We start from the raw sequence: 15,991 nt of genomic DNA on the forward strand, positions 1-15,991 counted from the left end.
TAGCGCGGGCCCGTGAGCTGGCGATACCGTTGACAGGTTGGTTTGCCTGGGTGAGGAGAAGTCGGGATGGCGGAACCGGGGTCCGTGCTGGAAGCCGATCTGGCGGATCGGGCGTCCCGGCTGTTCCGGTTCCTGGCCCGGGTGCAGGGGGTCGGCGGTCACGCGATCCTCGATGCCGACGATCTGGGCGCGGTGGAATGGCTCGGCGCGCTGCCGCCGAGTGAGGCTGTCCGGTTCACGCCAGGGTCGGAGGACAAGCCGTTCCTGCGGCTGGACAAGGTGCCGTTCTCCCCGCCGATCGGCCCGCCCGGACCCGAGGTCAGAGCGTGGCTGCTCCCCGGACGGCTCGACGACCACACCGCCGAGCCTGCTGTGCGCTCCGAACGGGTCAACAGCAACGCTTTGACGGAACGACTCGCCGAGCACCCCGAGATCTCGGAGCAGTTCGACGGTTGGCTGCGGCGATGGCGGGCCTGGGCGGAGCGGGCTCGCATCGAGGAGCCGGCGCATCGCTGGTATCAGGCGATCTACCGGATGTACTCCGATGTCAACGCCTCGGCGGAAGCCAAGGAAGCGGTGCTGGCGCTGGGCTGCGTCGTGTGGCGTCGGCCCGGGACGGGGACGATTCGCCGACATGCGCTCACCATGCCGGTGAAATTCGAATTCGACACCGACTCGGGCACTTTGACCGTACGGCTCGACCTCGACGCAGGGCGATCGACAATGGAGCTGTCGGACTTTCTCGACCCTGGCGAGATCATCGATCCGACATTGCTGCGCTCGGTCGAGCGCGAATTCCTCAGCGGGGCAGACCCCTTCGATCGTGACGTGATCGCGGGACTCATGCGGAAGCTGCTGCACAGCCTCGGCCCCGCCACGGATTTCCGTGACGAGATGATGCCGGCCGCAGCGACGACGGACCCCATTGGTTACTACGCTCCCGCGCTGATCGTCCGGTCCCGCGGTAAGCGAGGGCTGACCCGGGTACTCGACACGATCGCCGACCGGATTCATGACCAACGCCGGGTGCCTGCCGGATTGCGCAATCTGGTCGACCCGGCCTACGCCGCGACCGCGGAATTGCCGTCGGACAACGGCGCGATGGTGCACGACGGGCCCGACAGCTTCCTTCCGCTGCCGCTCAACGCGGTTCAGCTGGCGATCCTGCAGCACGTGGACTGCCACCCGCACACGATCGTGCAGGGACCGCCGGGTACCGGCAAAACGCACACGGCTGCCGCCTTGATCACGCATCTGCTCGCCCAGGGCAAGCGAGTACTCGTCACCGCGCACACTGACCGGGCGCTGGCCGAAGTGCGGGGAAAACTCCCTGTCCGGATGCGCGACCTGTGTGTTTCGGTCGCCGGGGCAAGCCGGGACAACTTCGACGATTTGAAACTGTCGATGGAGCGGATCGCCGCGGCGGCCGACGATCACGATGCCCCGGGCGCCCGTCGCCGAGTCGAGGCGAGCAACGCGCGCGTCGCGGAGTTGCGAGCGGATCGCGCGCGTGTCGGCGAAGAGCTGGTCCGCCGTCGTGAGCAGGAGGTGACCCGTCACCTCGTTGGTCCCTACCAGGGCACGCTGACCGAACTGATCCAGCGGCATCGGTCGGAAGCGACGCGATTCGGCTGGATGCGGGGGCTCGCCGATGTCGATGTCGATGCGGTGCTTCCGGTTTCTTCCGTCGAGGCGCTCGAATGGCGCGCGCTCCTGCTCGACGGCGCACTGGCGGACCCCGAGGTCGCGGCGCCGCAACTGCTCACCGTGCACGACCTACCGCCGGTCGCTCAGGTGGCGCAGTGGTGCGCTCGGCTGGCCGACGCGACACAGCGGGTCGATGCCGTTGTCCCGACCGCGATGCGGTCCTGGATCGAACAGATCCGTGGCATCACGCCTGCGAGTCGGGGTGAGCTGCTGGCCACCGTGCGAAAGGTGGACCGCGAGCTCAACGAACTGGCAGGCAGCCGTGACGGATGGGTTCGCGAGGCCGTGGCCGACGTGGCCAGAGGGCGAGGCGGTGTTTGGCACGGACGGCGCATGCGGTTGGTCGAATTGCTCGATCCGGCAGCAACGCTGATCGGTGAACTCGGCATCGCTCAGGTACGAGTGTCCGAGGGCGATCGCGCCACGCTCGTTGCCCTGGCCGAATCGGTGCTCGGCCATCTCGAGAAGAACGGAGCGCTGAAACTGCGCCCGGATGGTGCGCCGAAAGTCGGTCTCACGACGAGCCGCGTCGTGAAAGATGCTGCGCCACTGTTCGAACAGGTTCGGGTGGACGGCCGGATCCCGGTCACCGCTGACCAACTGCGGATCTTCGTCAATTACGAGAAGGTCGAGCGGCTGGTCGAGCAACTCGACGAAGTGTGGGCGGGATCCGGAGTGGCTGCCGCGGCGCCCGGCACCGTGTCGGTGCGATTGGCTCACCATCGCGAACATGCCGATCAACTGCGCACGCTGCTCACTGTCGGCGCCGAACTGGTCGGTGCGGGACAGCAATTGCGTGGGTACGGGATGGCCGAGCCGGACTGGTCGGATCGTGTTGCCCGCCAAGCCCTCCTCGCCTCGTTCGACGCGGCCGCGGCCATCGACGAGCAGACCGCAGTGGCCGAACTGTTCGACAACGTCGCCGCGCGAGTGGCCGGGCTGCGCTATCAGCCAGGTGCCACCGCAAACCTGCACGCGCTGCACGAGGCGCTGCAGCGTCGCGATATCGAGGCCTACCAGCGTGCGCATACACGGTTGGCCGAGCTGAACACGCTGCGTGCGCGGTCTGCCCGGCGCGGCGAGCTGGACGCCCGGATGACGGCGCTGCCTCAGTTACGCGAAGCCGTCACCTCCACCGCGGTGTCGCGAGTGTGGGACTCTCGCCTCGGCGAGCTCGAAAAGGCCTGGGATTGGGCAGTACTCGGTGCGTCGCTGAAAGCTGTCGATACCGAGCCGGCCAACGAACTGTTCGATCAGCTCGACGACATCGAGGCCGGGTTACGCGAGGAAGCCACCCAACTCGCGGTGACCAAGGCCTGGGACAAGGCCGTCGCGCCCGAGCGCCTCGGGCGGGGAATGCAGACGGACCTGCGGCAGTATGCCCAGCTGGTCCGACGCTATGGCAAGGGTACGGGCGTGCACGCCGACCGCAGGCGCCGCGAGATCCGGGACACGATGGGGCGCTGCCGGTCGGCGGTGCCGGTCTGGATCATGCCGATCTACCGGGTGGTGGAACAGCTCGACATCGAACCGGACATGTTCGATGTGGTCGTGATCGACGAGGCATCCCAGGCGGGCGCCGAGGCGGTCTTTCTGCAGTACCTCGCCAAGCGCATCGTCGTCATCGGTGACGACCGGCAGGTTTCGCCGTCCGGCGTCGGCGTGAAGATCGAGACCGTGCGGGGCTTGGCCGAGCAGTACCTCGCCGACAACCCCCATATCGCGAGCTGGATCGACACCAAGCGGAGCCTGTTCGACGACGCCGGCATGCGGTTCTCCTCGCGGCTCACCCTCGTCGAACACCGCCGCTGTGTGCCGGAGATCATCGGGTTCTCGAACAAGATCGCCTACGCGAAGGACGCCAAGCCGCTCATCCCGGTGCGTGTCTACGGCAGCGACCGCCTCCCGCCGATCCGGACCGAATATGTGGCCGATGGTGTCAGTACCAAGAGCAATGTGAACGAGGTGGAAGCCGACCGGATCGTCGCACGGGTGGTGGAGTGCCTGGCCGACCCGCGCTACGCGGCGAAGACCTTCGGCGTCGTCTCACTACTGGGAGCTCCCCAGGCAGAACTGATCTGGAACAAGCTGCTGCTCGTCGTCGCGCCCGAGGAAATCGACCGGCGGCAGCTGCGATGCGGTGACGCCGCCGACTTCCAGGGTGCTGAGCGCGATGTCATCTTCCTGTCGATGGTGAAAGCTCCCGGCCCGGACTCGCGGCTGGTGGCGCAATCGGCCGAATCGGCGATTCAGCGGTACAACGTGGCGGTGTCGCGAGCGGCCGATCAGCTGTGGCTGTTTCATTCGGTATCCCTCGACCAACTCGGCAATCCCAACGACCTGCGCTACCAGTTGCTGGACTACTGTCTGTCGGCCGAGGAGTCCGCAGCGCCGGAGGAATTCGAACTGTCGGCACCGGTGCGAGAGGACCGGCTGGTGCCGCCGTTCGAATCCGTGTTCGAGCAACAGGTGTTCAACCGGATCGTGGCGCGGCGCTACCGGGTGATCGCTCGCTATGACGTCGGAGTTCATACGCTCGACATGGTGGTGGTCGGTGGGCACGGGCGCGTCGCGGTGCTGTGCGAAGGCGATGTGTGGGGCGGGCCGCAGTCCTATCGGCAAGCGTTGACCTGGCAGCGGGATCTGCAGCGGTGCGGGTGGCCGTTCTTCCGGGTTCGGCGGTCGGCATTCGTCGCGGACCCGGAGCAGGCGCTCGCGCCGCTGTGGGAGGTGCTGGATTCGATCGGACTGGCGCCGGTTACCGACGAACCGGTGGTCCTCGCTGCGCCGGTCTCGCCGCCGACGCCCGTAGCGGAGTCCGTCCGGGAGCAGATGGCGGTTCCCGTGCGGGAGCAGGTGGTGCCTGCGGGGCCGGTGACGACGCAACCGCCTGGTTTCGAGCCGAAACCGCTGACGGAACTGCTCGGCAGCTATGACTGGGTCAAGCCGGATGTTGATGAATCCGACCAGGAGATAGCCGCACCCATCACCCCGGAGGCTGTCCCGCCGACACCATCGGCATCGACGACCGGGGTTCGTTTGGCTCCAGGCATTCCGGCGAAGACCGCGTCAGCCGCGGTGAACGGCGTTGCTGAATATCGTGCATTCACCGAGCCTTTGGCGGTGTCGCGCGCAGGCCACAATGTGGCCTCGGTCAAGGCGGATCTGCTGCGTGTGATCGAAGTGGAAGGCCCGGTGACCGCAGGTCGTCTCGCTGCAGTGCTCGAGCGGGCTCGAGTGGAGGACGAGGACCGGGACCGATTCCCGGTGCTCATCGATCGGGCACTCGAGGCGGCTGTCACACAGGGGTTGCTCGTCACCGACGATATCCTCGAACTCGGGCGGCCGGAATGGGTCAGCTATCGGACGCCGACCCAGCCGGTGACGCGGCCGCGGTTGCTCGGCACCCGGACGATCGAGCAGGTGCCAGGGCGAGAGCTGGCCGAAATCCTGAGCCGCAGCGCCGAATCCACCGGGTGGGGCAATCGCGCCGCCCTGATGCAGCGTGCTGCTTCGGCGCTGGGGCATGGTCAGCTGAACGATCGCGTGATCGCCATGCTGGCCATCGTGTTGCCGATCGCCCAGCGGGCAGCGGCGGCTCGAACCACGCGCTAGAGCAATGCCTTCGGGGTGGTTCCTCGCAGGAATGCCGCGATCTGAACGAGCCGATGGGGCGGGACATGCACCCCGTCCAGATCCGACATCAACTCGTACAGCGCACCGATCGGGTCATCGGAGGAAGTGGCCCACAGTGTGATTCGCGCTGCGGTGGCTCGCGTTCGGGGCAGATCGGTGTGTGGCGCGGTGCCGAGTAGGAGCAGGTCATCGCTGTCGCCGCCGACTTCGATGAACACCAGTTGTTCGTCGCGGGCCGCTGTCTCGGTCAGTATGCGCAGGTCGCTGGGGTCGGTGAAGCCGATCAGGTCGCCTACTTCTTCGCCGGTGGCGATCTGGCCGAGGTTCGTGAGCTCGTTCAGCAACTCGGCGATCTGCTCGGAATCCGGATTTCGGGGGGACTGCGGGAGGGGATCCGGACCTGGTGCTGGTCGCGGCACCGGCCGCTGTGTCGGTCCCGGCGCCGACTGGGGGATCGACCGCGGCACCGGCGCCGCGGCCTGCATTGGTGTGGGGGCTGGCGCCTGGGGTGCGGCGGTAGCCGCCACCGGTGTTGGATCGGACGCATGGGCCGATTTCCAGCTGCGCAGGAAAGTGGTCAGGCCGGCGGCATCGGTTCGTATGGTCTCGGTGGCAAGCGGGCCGACTGATGCCGCGAGGCTTCCGCCGTCCTGGCGGGGATCTTCGACCGAACCCGAGACGAACACGTTGATGATGAGCTGCTTGCGGGTCGGGCTGCCGGGGCGAAGGACCCGCCCGAGCCGCTGGATCAACTGCGTGTGGTTGCGGTGGCGGGCGAGCAGGACCGCGATCTCCGCTCCGGGGACCGGGATGGTCGGATCGAGGACACGTTGTTCGACGAGAACTGCGAGTGAGTGGTCGTTCAGCCCGTCGGTTGTGGCGGTCCGTTGTGCAGCGGTGGGAGGTGTGGCGGTGGTGGCTGCCGGAATTCCGTGGGTGGTCAGGGTGTGGTGTACCTGTGCGGCCGATACTGGTCGGTCGGCGAAGACGATCGTTTGGGTCGCGGTCATGACCTCGGCGGGAAGCACGCCGACGAGATCTGTCTTCGCCTGGCATTCGGCCAGCAGCGTTGCGCGTTCGGCGACGGCGGTCAGATACCGGTTCGCGTGCTGGGCGCCCGAACCACGTCCGGTGGCGAGTACGTCGACGAATGTTCGGAATTCCGTCGGTTTCGCCGGTGCGCCGTAGCTGTCGACAAGGGTGTCGTATTCACGGTCGACGAGCGAATCCAAGTGCGTCAGTCGCGCGCGTTCTTTGGCGTCGAGTTCGACGCCGATGTGGATCACTGTGACCGGGGCGAGCAAGGCCTGGGCGTGCGCGGTCGGGTAGTCGCATCCCGTGATCGCCTGTCCGAAATAGGGGAGCAGTCGCGAACGAACAGCTTGGTCATCGCGATCGAGGGCACGAGTGAGCGCGAGCCGGCTGGTGAACTGGTCGGTGAGTATCTGGGCCAGTACGCCACCGCCGTAGCGGTCGAGGTCGTCGACGACGAGGATCGCGTTCGAGCACTGTGCGGGGGAAGCGATCTGACGGAGCCGAGCAATGGTCGACGCCGTGACGATCGCGACCTGCCAGGTGCGTTCGGCGCTCGGGCGTGGATTGGCGCCCAGCCCGGCGACCCGGCAGTCCGGTGCCGCCTCCGCCAGCTCGTCCAGCCACTGTGCGCGGACGGTGTCGTCGGCGACGACCACTACCGCCGGGGTGTTCGATGCGACGGCCGCGGCGACCACCCGGACTCCGAGAACGGTCTTTCCGGTACCGCCCACCGCCTCGACGATCCCCTTGGTTCCGTTGCGCGTCCACACCGACAGCGCGCGCTGTTGCCATACGCGAAGTGGCGACTGTTCTTGGTGCGGTGTCGTTTCTCCTGGGTCCGTCCGCTCATCCCCCACCCCGCACCACCTTCCCGCTTCGGCCGCACGGCCACGAAATGAGGGTAGCGGCTCGGCGGTCGACGTGAAGGAGTGTGCACAGGTGATCCCGGTTGTCGAGTCAGCTCCCTGAAGGGCTCGATGGTGCAATGATGGGCAGGCGAAAATGGTGGGTTTGCCGCGGTCCGAACCGGGCAGCGGGTGGGTGATGCGGAGGGGCGATGCCGGACACGTTCGTCTGGGACGAGGCCGGAAAAGAGGAGTTGCGCCAAGCACGGCGACTGGAGCAGGTATCGCTGTTCGCCGAACTCAACCTCGACTACGACGAAATCGTGCGCACCCGCGACCTGCTCGGCCAGCTGATCCGCGAACACCGGCACCGCCTCGGTTTGCCTCGGTTGCTCGACAGATTTCCGGCGCTGACGGTCACCACGTTGATCGGTCATGCCGGTCTCGACTACGAGCAGGGCAAGTACTGGGAGAGTTTCTGGTCCGAACTCGACCTGGCACGTGAGCAGGAATTCGAGAATCTGCTGCGGGCGCGGCTTCCGGTGTACCTGCGCAAATTCAGAATGCGGACATTCCCCGATCTCGGGACACAGTACGTCCAGATGATGGCGGTTCACGCCGGTGTTCCGGTGCACTGCCTCGGTGATCTGGTCGATGTTGTCGAACAGCACATCGCACAGGGGCGGGATCCCAGCGGGGCCGCGGTCTTCGAGTGGTTGACTCAGCCGGGCCTGGAATATCGCATGAACGATCTGGATGTTCCCGTGCGAAACTTCCTGAAGTACGGCGGTGAAGTCGCCGTCGACATCGTGGACCGGATCATCGAGTTCGCCGGGTACACCCGTGAGCACCCCGACTTCGCGAACGACCTCAATCTGGACACCTCGACCACCGGTATCCCGAGTCTGCTGCTCGATGCCTTGATCGAGCGTTGGGAAGAGCGGCCGTTCGGTGAGGACGCGGCGCTCGCGAGCCGGGTGCCGCGAGCCCGCCGCCCAGCCCTCACCTACGTCCGCACCGACGATCAGATTGTTGTCGAAGTGCCCTATCCGGCCGCGGGCGCCGAGATCCCGTGGCTGGTTTCCTTCGATGGTGAGACCACTACGGTGCAGGCGCGCCGCGGTTGGGGGTTGTCGGCGGGGGAAGTGCAACCACCGACGCCCGTGCCGGTGTCGCGGCAGGTCAGGGAGGTGGTGCTGCGCCATGAGGAATCCGGACAGCTCTACCGAATCTCGTTGGTGGACAAGGCCGATCCGCTTCTGCTGTTCGACGAGCAGGGTAGCCACCTGTCGCGTCACGTGGCGCTGCCTCGCGGTGAGGTGATAGCTGTACACCCCGCCCGGGCGATCTTGCGTGATGCCCACTCGGGCAGCGAGATCGAACACTCGGGCGAGGCGACACCGGTGGGCTGGCGGGATTGGGTCGCCCGGGTGTACGACCTGACCGACACCGACGCCGTGGTGCTCCGCGACGGCGCTCGATGCGGTGTACCGCGGCAGGTTCGGCGGACCGGCTCGGCGCGCCTGGTCCTGCCGGAACCGGTCGAAGGTGCCTACACCAGGTCGGGGCTGGTCGTCTATGCCGACCGGCCGACCGTGGACCTGCCGCCGCACGCGGTGGAGCCGGTGGAGTGGCGAGTACGGGTCCGGCATTCGGGCACCGTCGACTGGCTGGCCGACGACATCTGGGAATCCGACACCGAAGCAGTCTCCCTCGATCCGTTCGAAGGGATCGACCCGGGCCTGCTCGGTTTGTTCGATGTCGTCATCAGCGGACCGCTCGGACAGGACATCCGGCACAGCGTGTTCCTCGCCGAAGGGCTCACCGTCGAGCATGCCGCCGAGTTCCGAATTCCGGTCCCGGACGGACTGGCGCCGACCAGCGCGATCGTGCTCGCGGAGGCGCCGTTGCGCACCGATCACATCGAGATCGAGTTCGGTGCGTTGGACCGCGAAGCGAACGTCGTCGTGACGTCGGGCGCTGACACCGAACGGTTGGTGGTGCGCCCACCCGCAGTCGAGCTACGGGTGGATCCGATCGGATCGATTGCCGGCTGGCGAACCGTGGCACCGGTGCTCACCGTGGACGACCTGGCCGAGTACATGATCGTGGCGGCGAAGGTGCCCGGGTCCGTCGAAGTCGACATGGTGTTGACCGACGAACGCGGCGCGGTCCGGCAGGCAGCATGCCCGAAGACAGCGCGCGACAATGTCTTCCAGATATCGACTCGCGAGTTCGCCGACACGGCACGGTTGATGCGCAGATCTCGGATCGTGCTGCGCATCGACACCGACGACGGATCGACCACGGAGGTGACCCTCGCCCGGATTCAGCCGCGCAGATTGTGCACGGCTGTGCGCCTCGAAGGTGCCGACCTCGTCTTCGCCGGGGCGACCGACTCGGATCTGGCGGCCTTCGTCTGGCCGTGCACTGCTCCGTGGCAGGCGCCGATCCAAGTCGAGTTGGTCGACGGAAAAGCCGCTTTGCCTCGGGAATTCGTCGGCGCGGGTCCGCTGACCGTACAGGTGTTCGTCGATGACCCGTGGTCGGTGATTTCGGCGCCGGAGCATCCGGACGATACCGCCGACATCGTGGAACAACCCGGCTGGATGCCCGACGACGACCTCGGCCGTGCCGAACTGGCTCGGTTCCTGGCCGGGGCCGGTGACCTTCCCGGCACGAGCTCGGCCGTGCCAGAGGCGTGGACGGTCTTCGCCGACGCGCGCAGCGGACAGGGATACCGGTCGACGGTGCGTTCGGCCTTGCTCGAGGTGCTGCGCGCCGACCCACGCTCCTCAGTAGAAGCACTGGACCGCAGCATCATTCCGCGGACCGAGGTTCCCGCGCTGCTGATCAGCAGCGGATTGATCGAACGGGATCTGTCGTCGCCGATCCGTTCCGATACCCTCACTGATCCCTGGCTCGGCTGCCTGGTCGGCATCGCCGACTTGCCGTATGCCGCACTCCACCTGCGTGATCCGGTGCCGGGCGCGGAATTGCGGGCCGAACTGGTCAATTACGGTGGTGCGCAGCTTCGGGACCTGCTGACCGGTGATGCCCGTTGCGCGTACTCCGACATCTTCGACGCGGATACGGTGCCGCTGCACTTCATGCCAGAGGAACAGTTCGCGGCGCTGAAGCAAGCTTGCGAAATCGTGCCCGCCGCGCTGCTCGACGCCGATACTCGCCGCAGCGCGGTGTTCGAAGCCTTCGCCCAACGGCGTTGCTGGCAGGACGACCCGGCTCGGGCGACGATGACCATGCAGTCGGCGGAGCTGATGCCACTGCTGCGCAGGGCGTCGCCGGCGCTGTACGACGTGGTCAAGGCCCGGAATGAAGTCCTGACAGGTGCTGACACGACCCAGTTCCCATGGTTGCTGGTATCGATGCAATCGCTGCTGTTCGCCGCGGTTGCCCGGCTGAGCGCGCGATCGATGCTCCATGGCTGGTCGATGCCTGCGCCGATGCGCGAATCCTGGGCGCAGTTGGCTCAGCTCTGTCCCGCGCTGGTGTGCACCGACGTGCTCATCGCCGACGCCCTCGCGTCCTACGCGGTGCACCAAGACCTCGTCAACAAGATCGGAGAACCACGGTGACCGAGCGGCTCGATCCCCTCGCGGCCGGCGCAGACATCGAGGCCGGTTACAAGAGGTACCTGAAAACACTACTGGCGCCGCGTGATCCCGCCCTGGCGACAGCGTTCGACCGAGCCGTGGACAAAACTTCCTTGCTCGTCAAAGGGCCGTTGCTCGAGCTCACCCCGCCCTATGCGGCCGGTGCCACACTGCGGTCGCTGATCACCGAGGGTGTCCTGCACCCGGGATTCTCCGAGTTCGCCGCGACCATCGGGCTGGACCGGCCGTTGTATCGGCACCAGGAGACCGCGGTGCGCAAGGCCGTCGCTGGTCGGAATCTGGTGGTGAGCACGGGAACCGGTTCCGGTAAGACCGAGAGCTTCCTGCTGCCGATTCTCAACGAGCTGGTCGCCCAGAAGGCTGCTGGCACGCTAGGCCCTGGTGTGCGGGCACTGCTGCTGTATCCGATGAATGCGCTGGCCAACGACCAGCTGAAGCGATTGCGCCAGATCCTTTCTGCCACACCGGACATCACCTTCGGTCGATACACCGGTGAGACCAAGCAGCGCCGTGCCGACGCCGAAGCGGCATATCGGTCGATGTTCCCCGGCACCGAACGACTGCCGAATGAGCAGCTCAGCCGCGAGGAAATGTGGGAGTCCCCGCCGAACATCTTGCTCACCAACTATGCGATGCTCGAATATCTGCTGCTGCGTCCGCGTGACATCGAGCTGTTCGACGGAAGACACTCGGGAACTTGGCGCTTCATCGCCCTCGATGAAGCACATGTCTATGACGGTGCGCAGGGCAGCGAGGTAGGGCTGCTGTTGCGCCGGTTGCGTGACCGCGTCGCCGGTGACCTCCCGCTGCAGTGCATCGCGACCTCGGCATCGTTGTCGGGCAGCACCGACGACAAACAGGGGGCCGAAGCCACTGCCTTCGCACAGAAACTGTTCGACGCGCCGTTCGAGTTCGTCGATGGTGACCCCGCGCGCCAGGACCTGGTGACCGCGACGCGGATGCCGCGCAGGCCCGAACCCACCTGGCAACTCGACGACGACAAATTGATGCTGCTGGCCGAGCCCGACGCGGACCTGAACTGGGTCGGTTCGAACACACCGTCCGGCGACGTCGCCGATGCTCTCCATGCCGAGCGTCGTACTGCCGAGCTCAAGAAGCACGCGGGACCGGGCCCCAAGAGCGTGGCCCATCTGGCGGCGAAGATGTGGCCCGACGACGCTCTGGCCGTGACCAAACTGGAAGCGCTGGTCGCGCTGGGCTCGAAAGTAACCGGCCGAGACGGCAATCCGGTGCTCTCCGCGCGCTACCACCTGTTTGTCCGCGCCACCGAGGGCGCCTATGTGAGCTTCACCGACACCGGACCTTCGGTGTTGCTCGGACGGCACGAGATCGATCCGGCGACCGGACGGGCAGTATTCGAGTTCGGCACCTGTCAGCGATGCGGCGCCGTTCATCTTGCCGGACAACCCGAGTTCGACGGTGTCCGTGAGTACTTCCGTCCCGCCAAACGGGATTCCAAGGTGAAGTGGCTGGTGCTCACCGACAACGAGACGGCCGATCTTGTCGACGAAGATGACGCCACGCTCGACGAAGACAGTGGTCCGGGTCGGGGAACAGGTACCCGGGCACTGTGTGCGGGCTGTGGGAAGCTCGACGGGGGCTTGGGATCCTGCGGGGCCGACTGCCCGGGCGGGCCGGTGCTGCGTGTGCGTGAACATCGGCTGGCGCAACGCATCATGAGCAAGTGCACCGAGTGCGGAGCGCTGTCCCGGCAGGTGATCCGACGGTTGCGTACCGACACGAATGCCGCACCGGCGGTGATCACCACCGCGCTGTATCAGAACTTGCCACCGGCCGAGGACGAGACAGCGGGGAACGTCGGTGGGGGACGCAAGCTCCTGATGTTCTCCGACTCGCGGCAACAGGCCGCGTTCGCCGCGCCCTATCTCGAACAGACCTATGGTCGGATGCTCGAGCGCCGGTACCTCGCGGAGGTACTGGCGCTGTCGAAGAACTCCGGTGAATTGCTCTGTCCGGAAGATCTCGCCGCCGGTGCGCGAGGAGTAGCGGTCCGCGCCGAGCACTTCGACGAGCGGGCCACGAGTACCACGCTCAAACGGGCCGTCAACCCGTGGGTGATGGCCGAGCTCATGGCCATGGACCAGCGGTTGTCCCTCGAAGGCCTCGGGCTGATGTCGGTCGGGTTGTTCCGGCCACGGAAGGCGAAGATACCGGCCGGATTCGCCAAGATCGGGCTGACCGAAGAGGAATTCTGGGGTCTGCTCGACGAGCTCGTGAAGACCATCCGGCTCCAGGGCGCGATGAATCTGCTGCCCGAAGTCGACATCAAAGAACCGATTTTCGAGCCGCGAGCGAGTCAGATCAGGGTTCGTTCCCGGAGTTCCGACCGGGACCGCCGCATCATCAGCTGGCTGCCGGGCGGCAAGCCTGGCACAACGAACAACCGGATTCTGTTCCTGCGCAAGGTGCTGGCCGCAGTTGGTGCGTCGGCCGATGCCGAGCTGGTTCTCGACGGCTGCTGGAAGTTCCTGCTGGAGCACCGCTTGCTCGCCGAAGAGAACGACCGGATCGCCGGTGTGCTCTACCAGCTCGACCAGGAACAGCTGCGAATTCGTCCCGGTGCCGACTGCGAGTGGTTCCAGTGCAGCGCGTGCCGTCGTTTGACCACGCACAATATTCGCGAACTGTGTCCGCAGGGCAACTGCGACGGCAGGCTGACGACGTTCACCTTGCCACCGCTGGGTGCCGACACCAACCATTACCGCACGGCCTACCGCACGCTGGCCATGTTGCCGCTGTCGGCGCGCGAGCACACCGCGCAATGGGAAGCGACCGCGGCAGCGGAAGTACAGCGCGAGTTCGTTTCCGGCGAGGTCAATGTCCTGTCGTGCTCGACGACCTTCGAGCTCGGTGTGGACGTGGGTGATCTCCAGTCGGTGATGCTGCGCAACATGCCGCCCAAAACCGCGAACTATGTGCAGCGAGCGGGCCGCGCGGGTCGTCGCGCCGCCTCGGCCGCGCTGGTGGTGACCTATGCCAAGCGCAGCTCACACGACCTGTCGAAGTTCCAGAACCCGGAATCCATGATCGCGGGGCGGATGCGGATTCCGTGGATTCCCATCGAGAACGACAGGATCGGGCGCAGGCACGCGCATTCGATCGCCTTGGCGGCCTATTTCCGCCACTGCTATGACCGGGGCGGCGAAGAATGGCGTACTGCTGGACAATTCTTCACACCCGTTGAGAACACACAGCACTCCGCGGCCTCGCGTGTCCGGGAATTCCTCACTCCGGTTCCGGATGCTGTGCGGGCCTCATTGCATGCTGCGCTCCCGGCGAGGATCCAGCGCGAGATCGGCGTCGAGGACAGTGCGTGGGTCGCGCACCTGTGTGACCAGCTGGCTGATGCCGAGAACGATATCCGCTCCGATATCGCGACGTTTCAGGAGCTGATCGACCAAGCCGTACGGGAAGGCCGGCTCGACCTGGGGGCGCGACTGCAGAAGACACTGCGCACGATCAGTGACCGCCAGCTGCTCGGCTACTTGGCCAACAAGAACGTGCTGCCGAAATATGGGTTCCCGGTGGATACCGTGGAACTGCGGACCTCGCACTGCGAGGGCAGTATCGGTGCCAGGCTGGAGCTGTCCCGAGATCTCGGGCAGGCAATCTACGATTACGCGCCCGGCAATCAGGTGGTGGCAGGCGGGAAGCTGTGGACTTCACGCGGCCTGCACAAGTTGCCGAAGCGAGAGCTCGAGTCGCTTCAGTACCGAGTGTGCAAGGAGTGCAACCACTTCGAGTCCGGACATGTGCTCGACGAGTCGGTCTGCCGGAACTGCGGCACCGAGTTCGGACCTGCCAAGCGATGCGTGCTACCCGAATTCGGATTCGTGGCGGACCGCAAGCCCGAGGACGTGAAGTCCGAGCCGCCTCGGCGGGCGTGGTTCGGCGCCAGCTATGTGGAGACCATCGGCGAAGCGGTCGAACTGCCGCCGTGGCGATCGGACACCGGGGTCGAGGTACGCGCGCGCTCCGGCACCCGGGCCAGGCTCGCGGTGATCGGCGAAGGATCGGGCGCAGGCTTTGTGCTCTGCACGTGGTGTGGCTGGGCGGACCCGATCGGCCCGAACCGCAGCAAGGCCAAATCCCATCATCGTCCCGCGACGGGAAGCGAGTGTTCCGGACCGCTGGAGGTGGTTTCGCTGGCGCATCGCTACGAGACCGACGTCGCCGAGATCACCTTCTCCTCCGAATTCACCTACACGCCCGAAGCCGAAGCGCGGTGGTTGTCGGTGCTGTATGCGTTGCTCGAGGGGGCTTCCGAAGCGCTCGAGATCAGCCGCGATGACATCGACGGCACGCTGTCGTGGAGTGTCGACGGGCGACGCAGCATCGTACTGTTCGATACCGTTCCGGCAGGGGCGGGCGCGTCGAAGCAGATCGCAGCTGAACTCGATCGGGTCCTGCGTGTCGCCGCGGGGCGGGTGGCCGATTGCGATTGTGGTCCAGAGACCTCGTGCTATGGATGCCTACGCTCGTTTCGCAATGAGCGCCACCACGACAGTTTGTCCCGGGCCGGTGCGCTGGCGATATTCGACGGTCTCGGTCTCCCCGACGCCGACCCTCGTGCGGCTGTCGCGCGCTGGGACTCGGAGTCGGTGGGGGTATCCGACGCTGTCCGGATACTGCTCGATGAGCTCGACAAGGCAGGGGTGCCGCAACCTCAGATCGGGATCGAGGAAGGTCGTCATTATTGGCCGGTCGAACTCGCATGGCCCACGGAGAAGGTCGTCGTTGTCGAAGGCCTGGACGATGACCGCGATTCAGGCCTGAACGAAGACGGCTACCAGGTGATTCCGGTCGAGGCGTCCGATGTCGCACGGCGGGTCGGCGCGCTGTTCACGGCGCGGTGAAGGGCCCTTTCTGCTGACTGCGCCCACCGCGAAAGGCCAGGTGGTCGGGACCGGTTTTCCAACCCCAGGTACCACCAGCGTCGAGCTGTCGGGCCAGTCACGGGTCGAGGTCTCGACCGGCGGAGTTGTCCGAGGACGAGGTGCGTCGTACCCGGGCCGCGATCCGTGCTGCCGGTTCACAGTCTGGACAGCGACGTGATCCGCAACACGTTCGCGCGGCCGTTTCGGCTCTCGA

At 66.2% G+C, this 15,991-nt stretch carries 4 protein-coding genes; 3 read left to right on the forward strand and 1 reads right to left on the reverse strand.

What is annotated here, in order from left to right:
• Window positions 1-66: 66 nt before the first annotated feature.
• Window positions 67-5,322: an AAA domain-containing protein gene (locus tag BOX37_RS08485; protein WP_071927167.1), complete on the forward strand. Its 5,256-nt coding sequence runs from the start codon at window positions 67-69 to the stop codon at window positions 5,320-5,322.
• Here BOX37_RS08485 and BOX37_RS08490 read toward each other — a convergent pair.
• Window positions 5,319-7,490 carry a DEAD/DEAH box helicase gene (locus BOX37_RS08490; protein WP_338039847.1) on the reverse strand — a complete coding sequence of 724 codons (2,172 nt, stop codon included), beginning with the start codon at window positions 7,488-7,490 and terminating at the stop codon, window positions 5,319-5,321. The two genes, BOX37_RS08485 and BOX37_RS08490, sit on opposite strands and share 4 nt — an antisense overlap.
• Between BOX37_RS08490 and BOX37_RS08495 the strand changes: the two genes are divergently transcribed.
• Together BOX37_RS08495 and BOX37_RS08500 are read left to right on the forward strand one after the other, a co-directional pair.
• On the forward strand, window positions 7,436-10,819 hold the full coding sequence (locus tag BOX37_RS08495; protein WP_084759496.1) for a hypothetical protein: 3,384 nt from the start codon (window positions 7,436-7,438) through the stop codon (window positions 10,817-10,819). The genes BOX37_RS08490 and BOX37_RS08495 overlap by 55 nt on opposite strands.
• Entirely contained in the window at window positions 10,816-15,756 is a 4,941-nt protein-coding gene (locus BOX37_RS08500; RefSeq protein ID WP_071927169.1) for a DEAD/DEAH box helicase, read from the forward strand. The genes BOX37_RS08495 and BOX37_RS08500 overlap by 4 nt, the downstream gene beginning before the upstream one ends.
• Window positions 15,757-15,991: the final 235 nt, after the last annotated feature.

It is taken from the genome of Nocardia mangyaensis (genome assembly GCF_001886715.1).
Classification (GTDB): domain Bacteria; phylum Actinomycetota; class Actinomycetes; order Mycobacteriales; family Mycobacteriaceae; genus Nocardia; species Nocardia mangyaensis.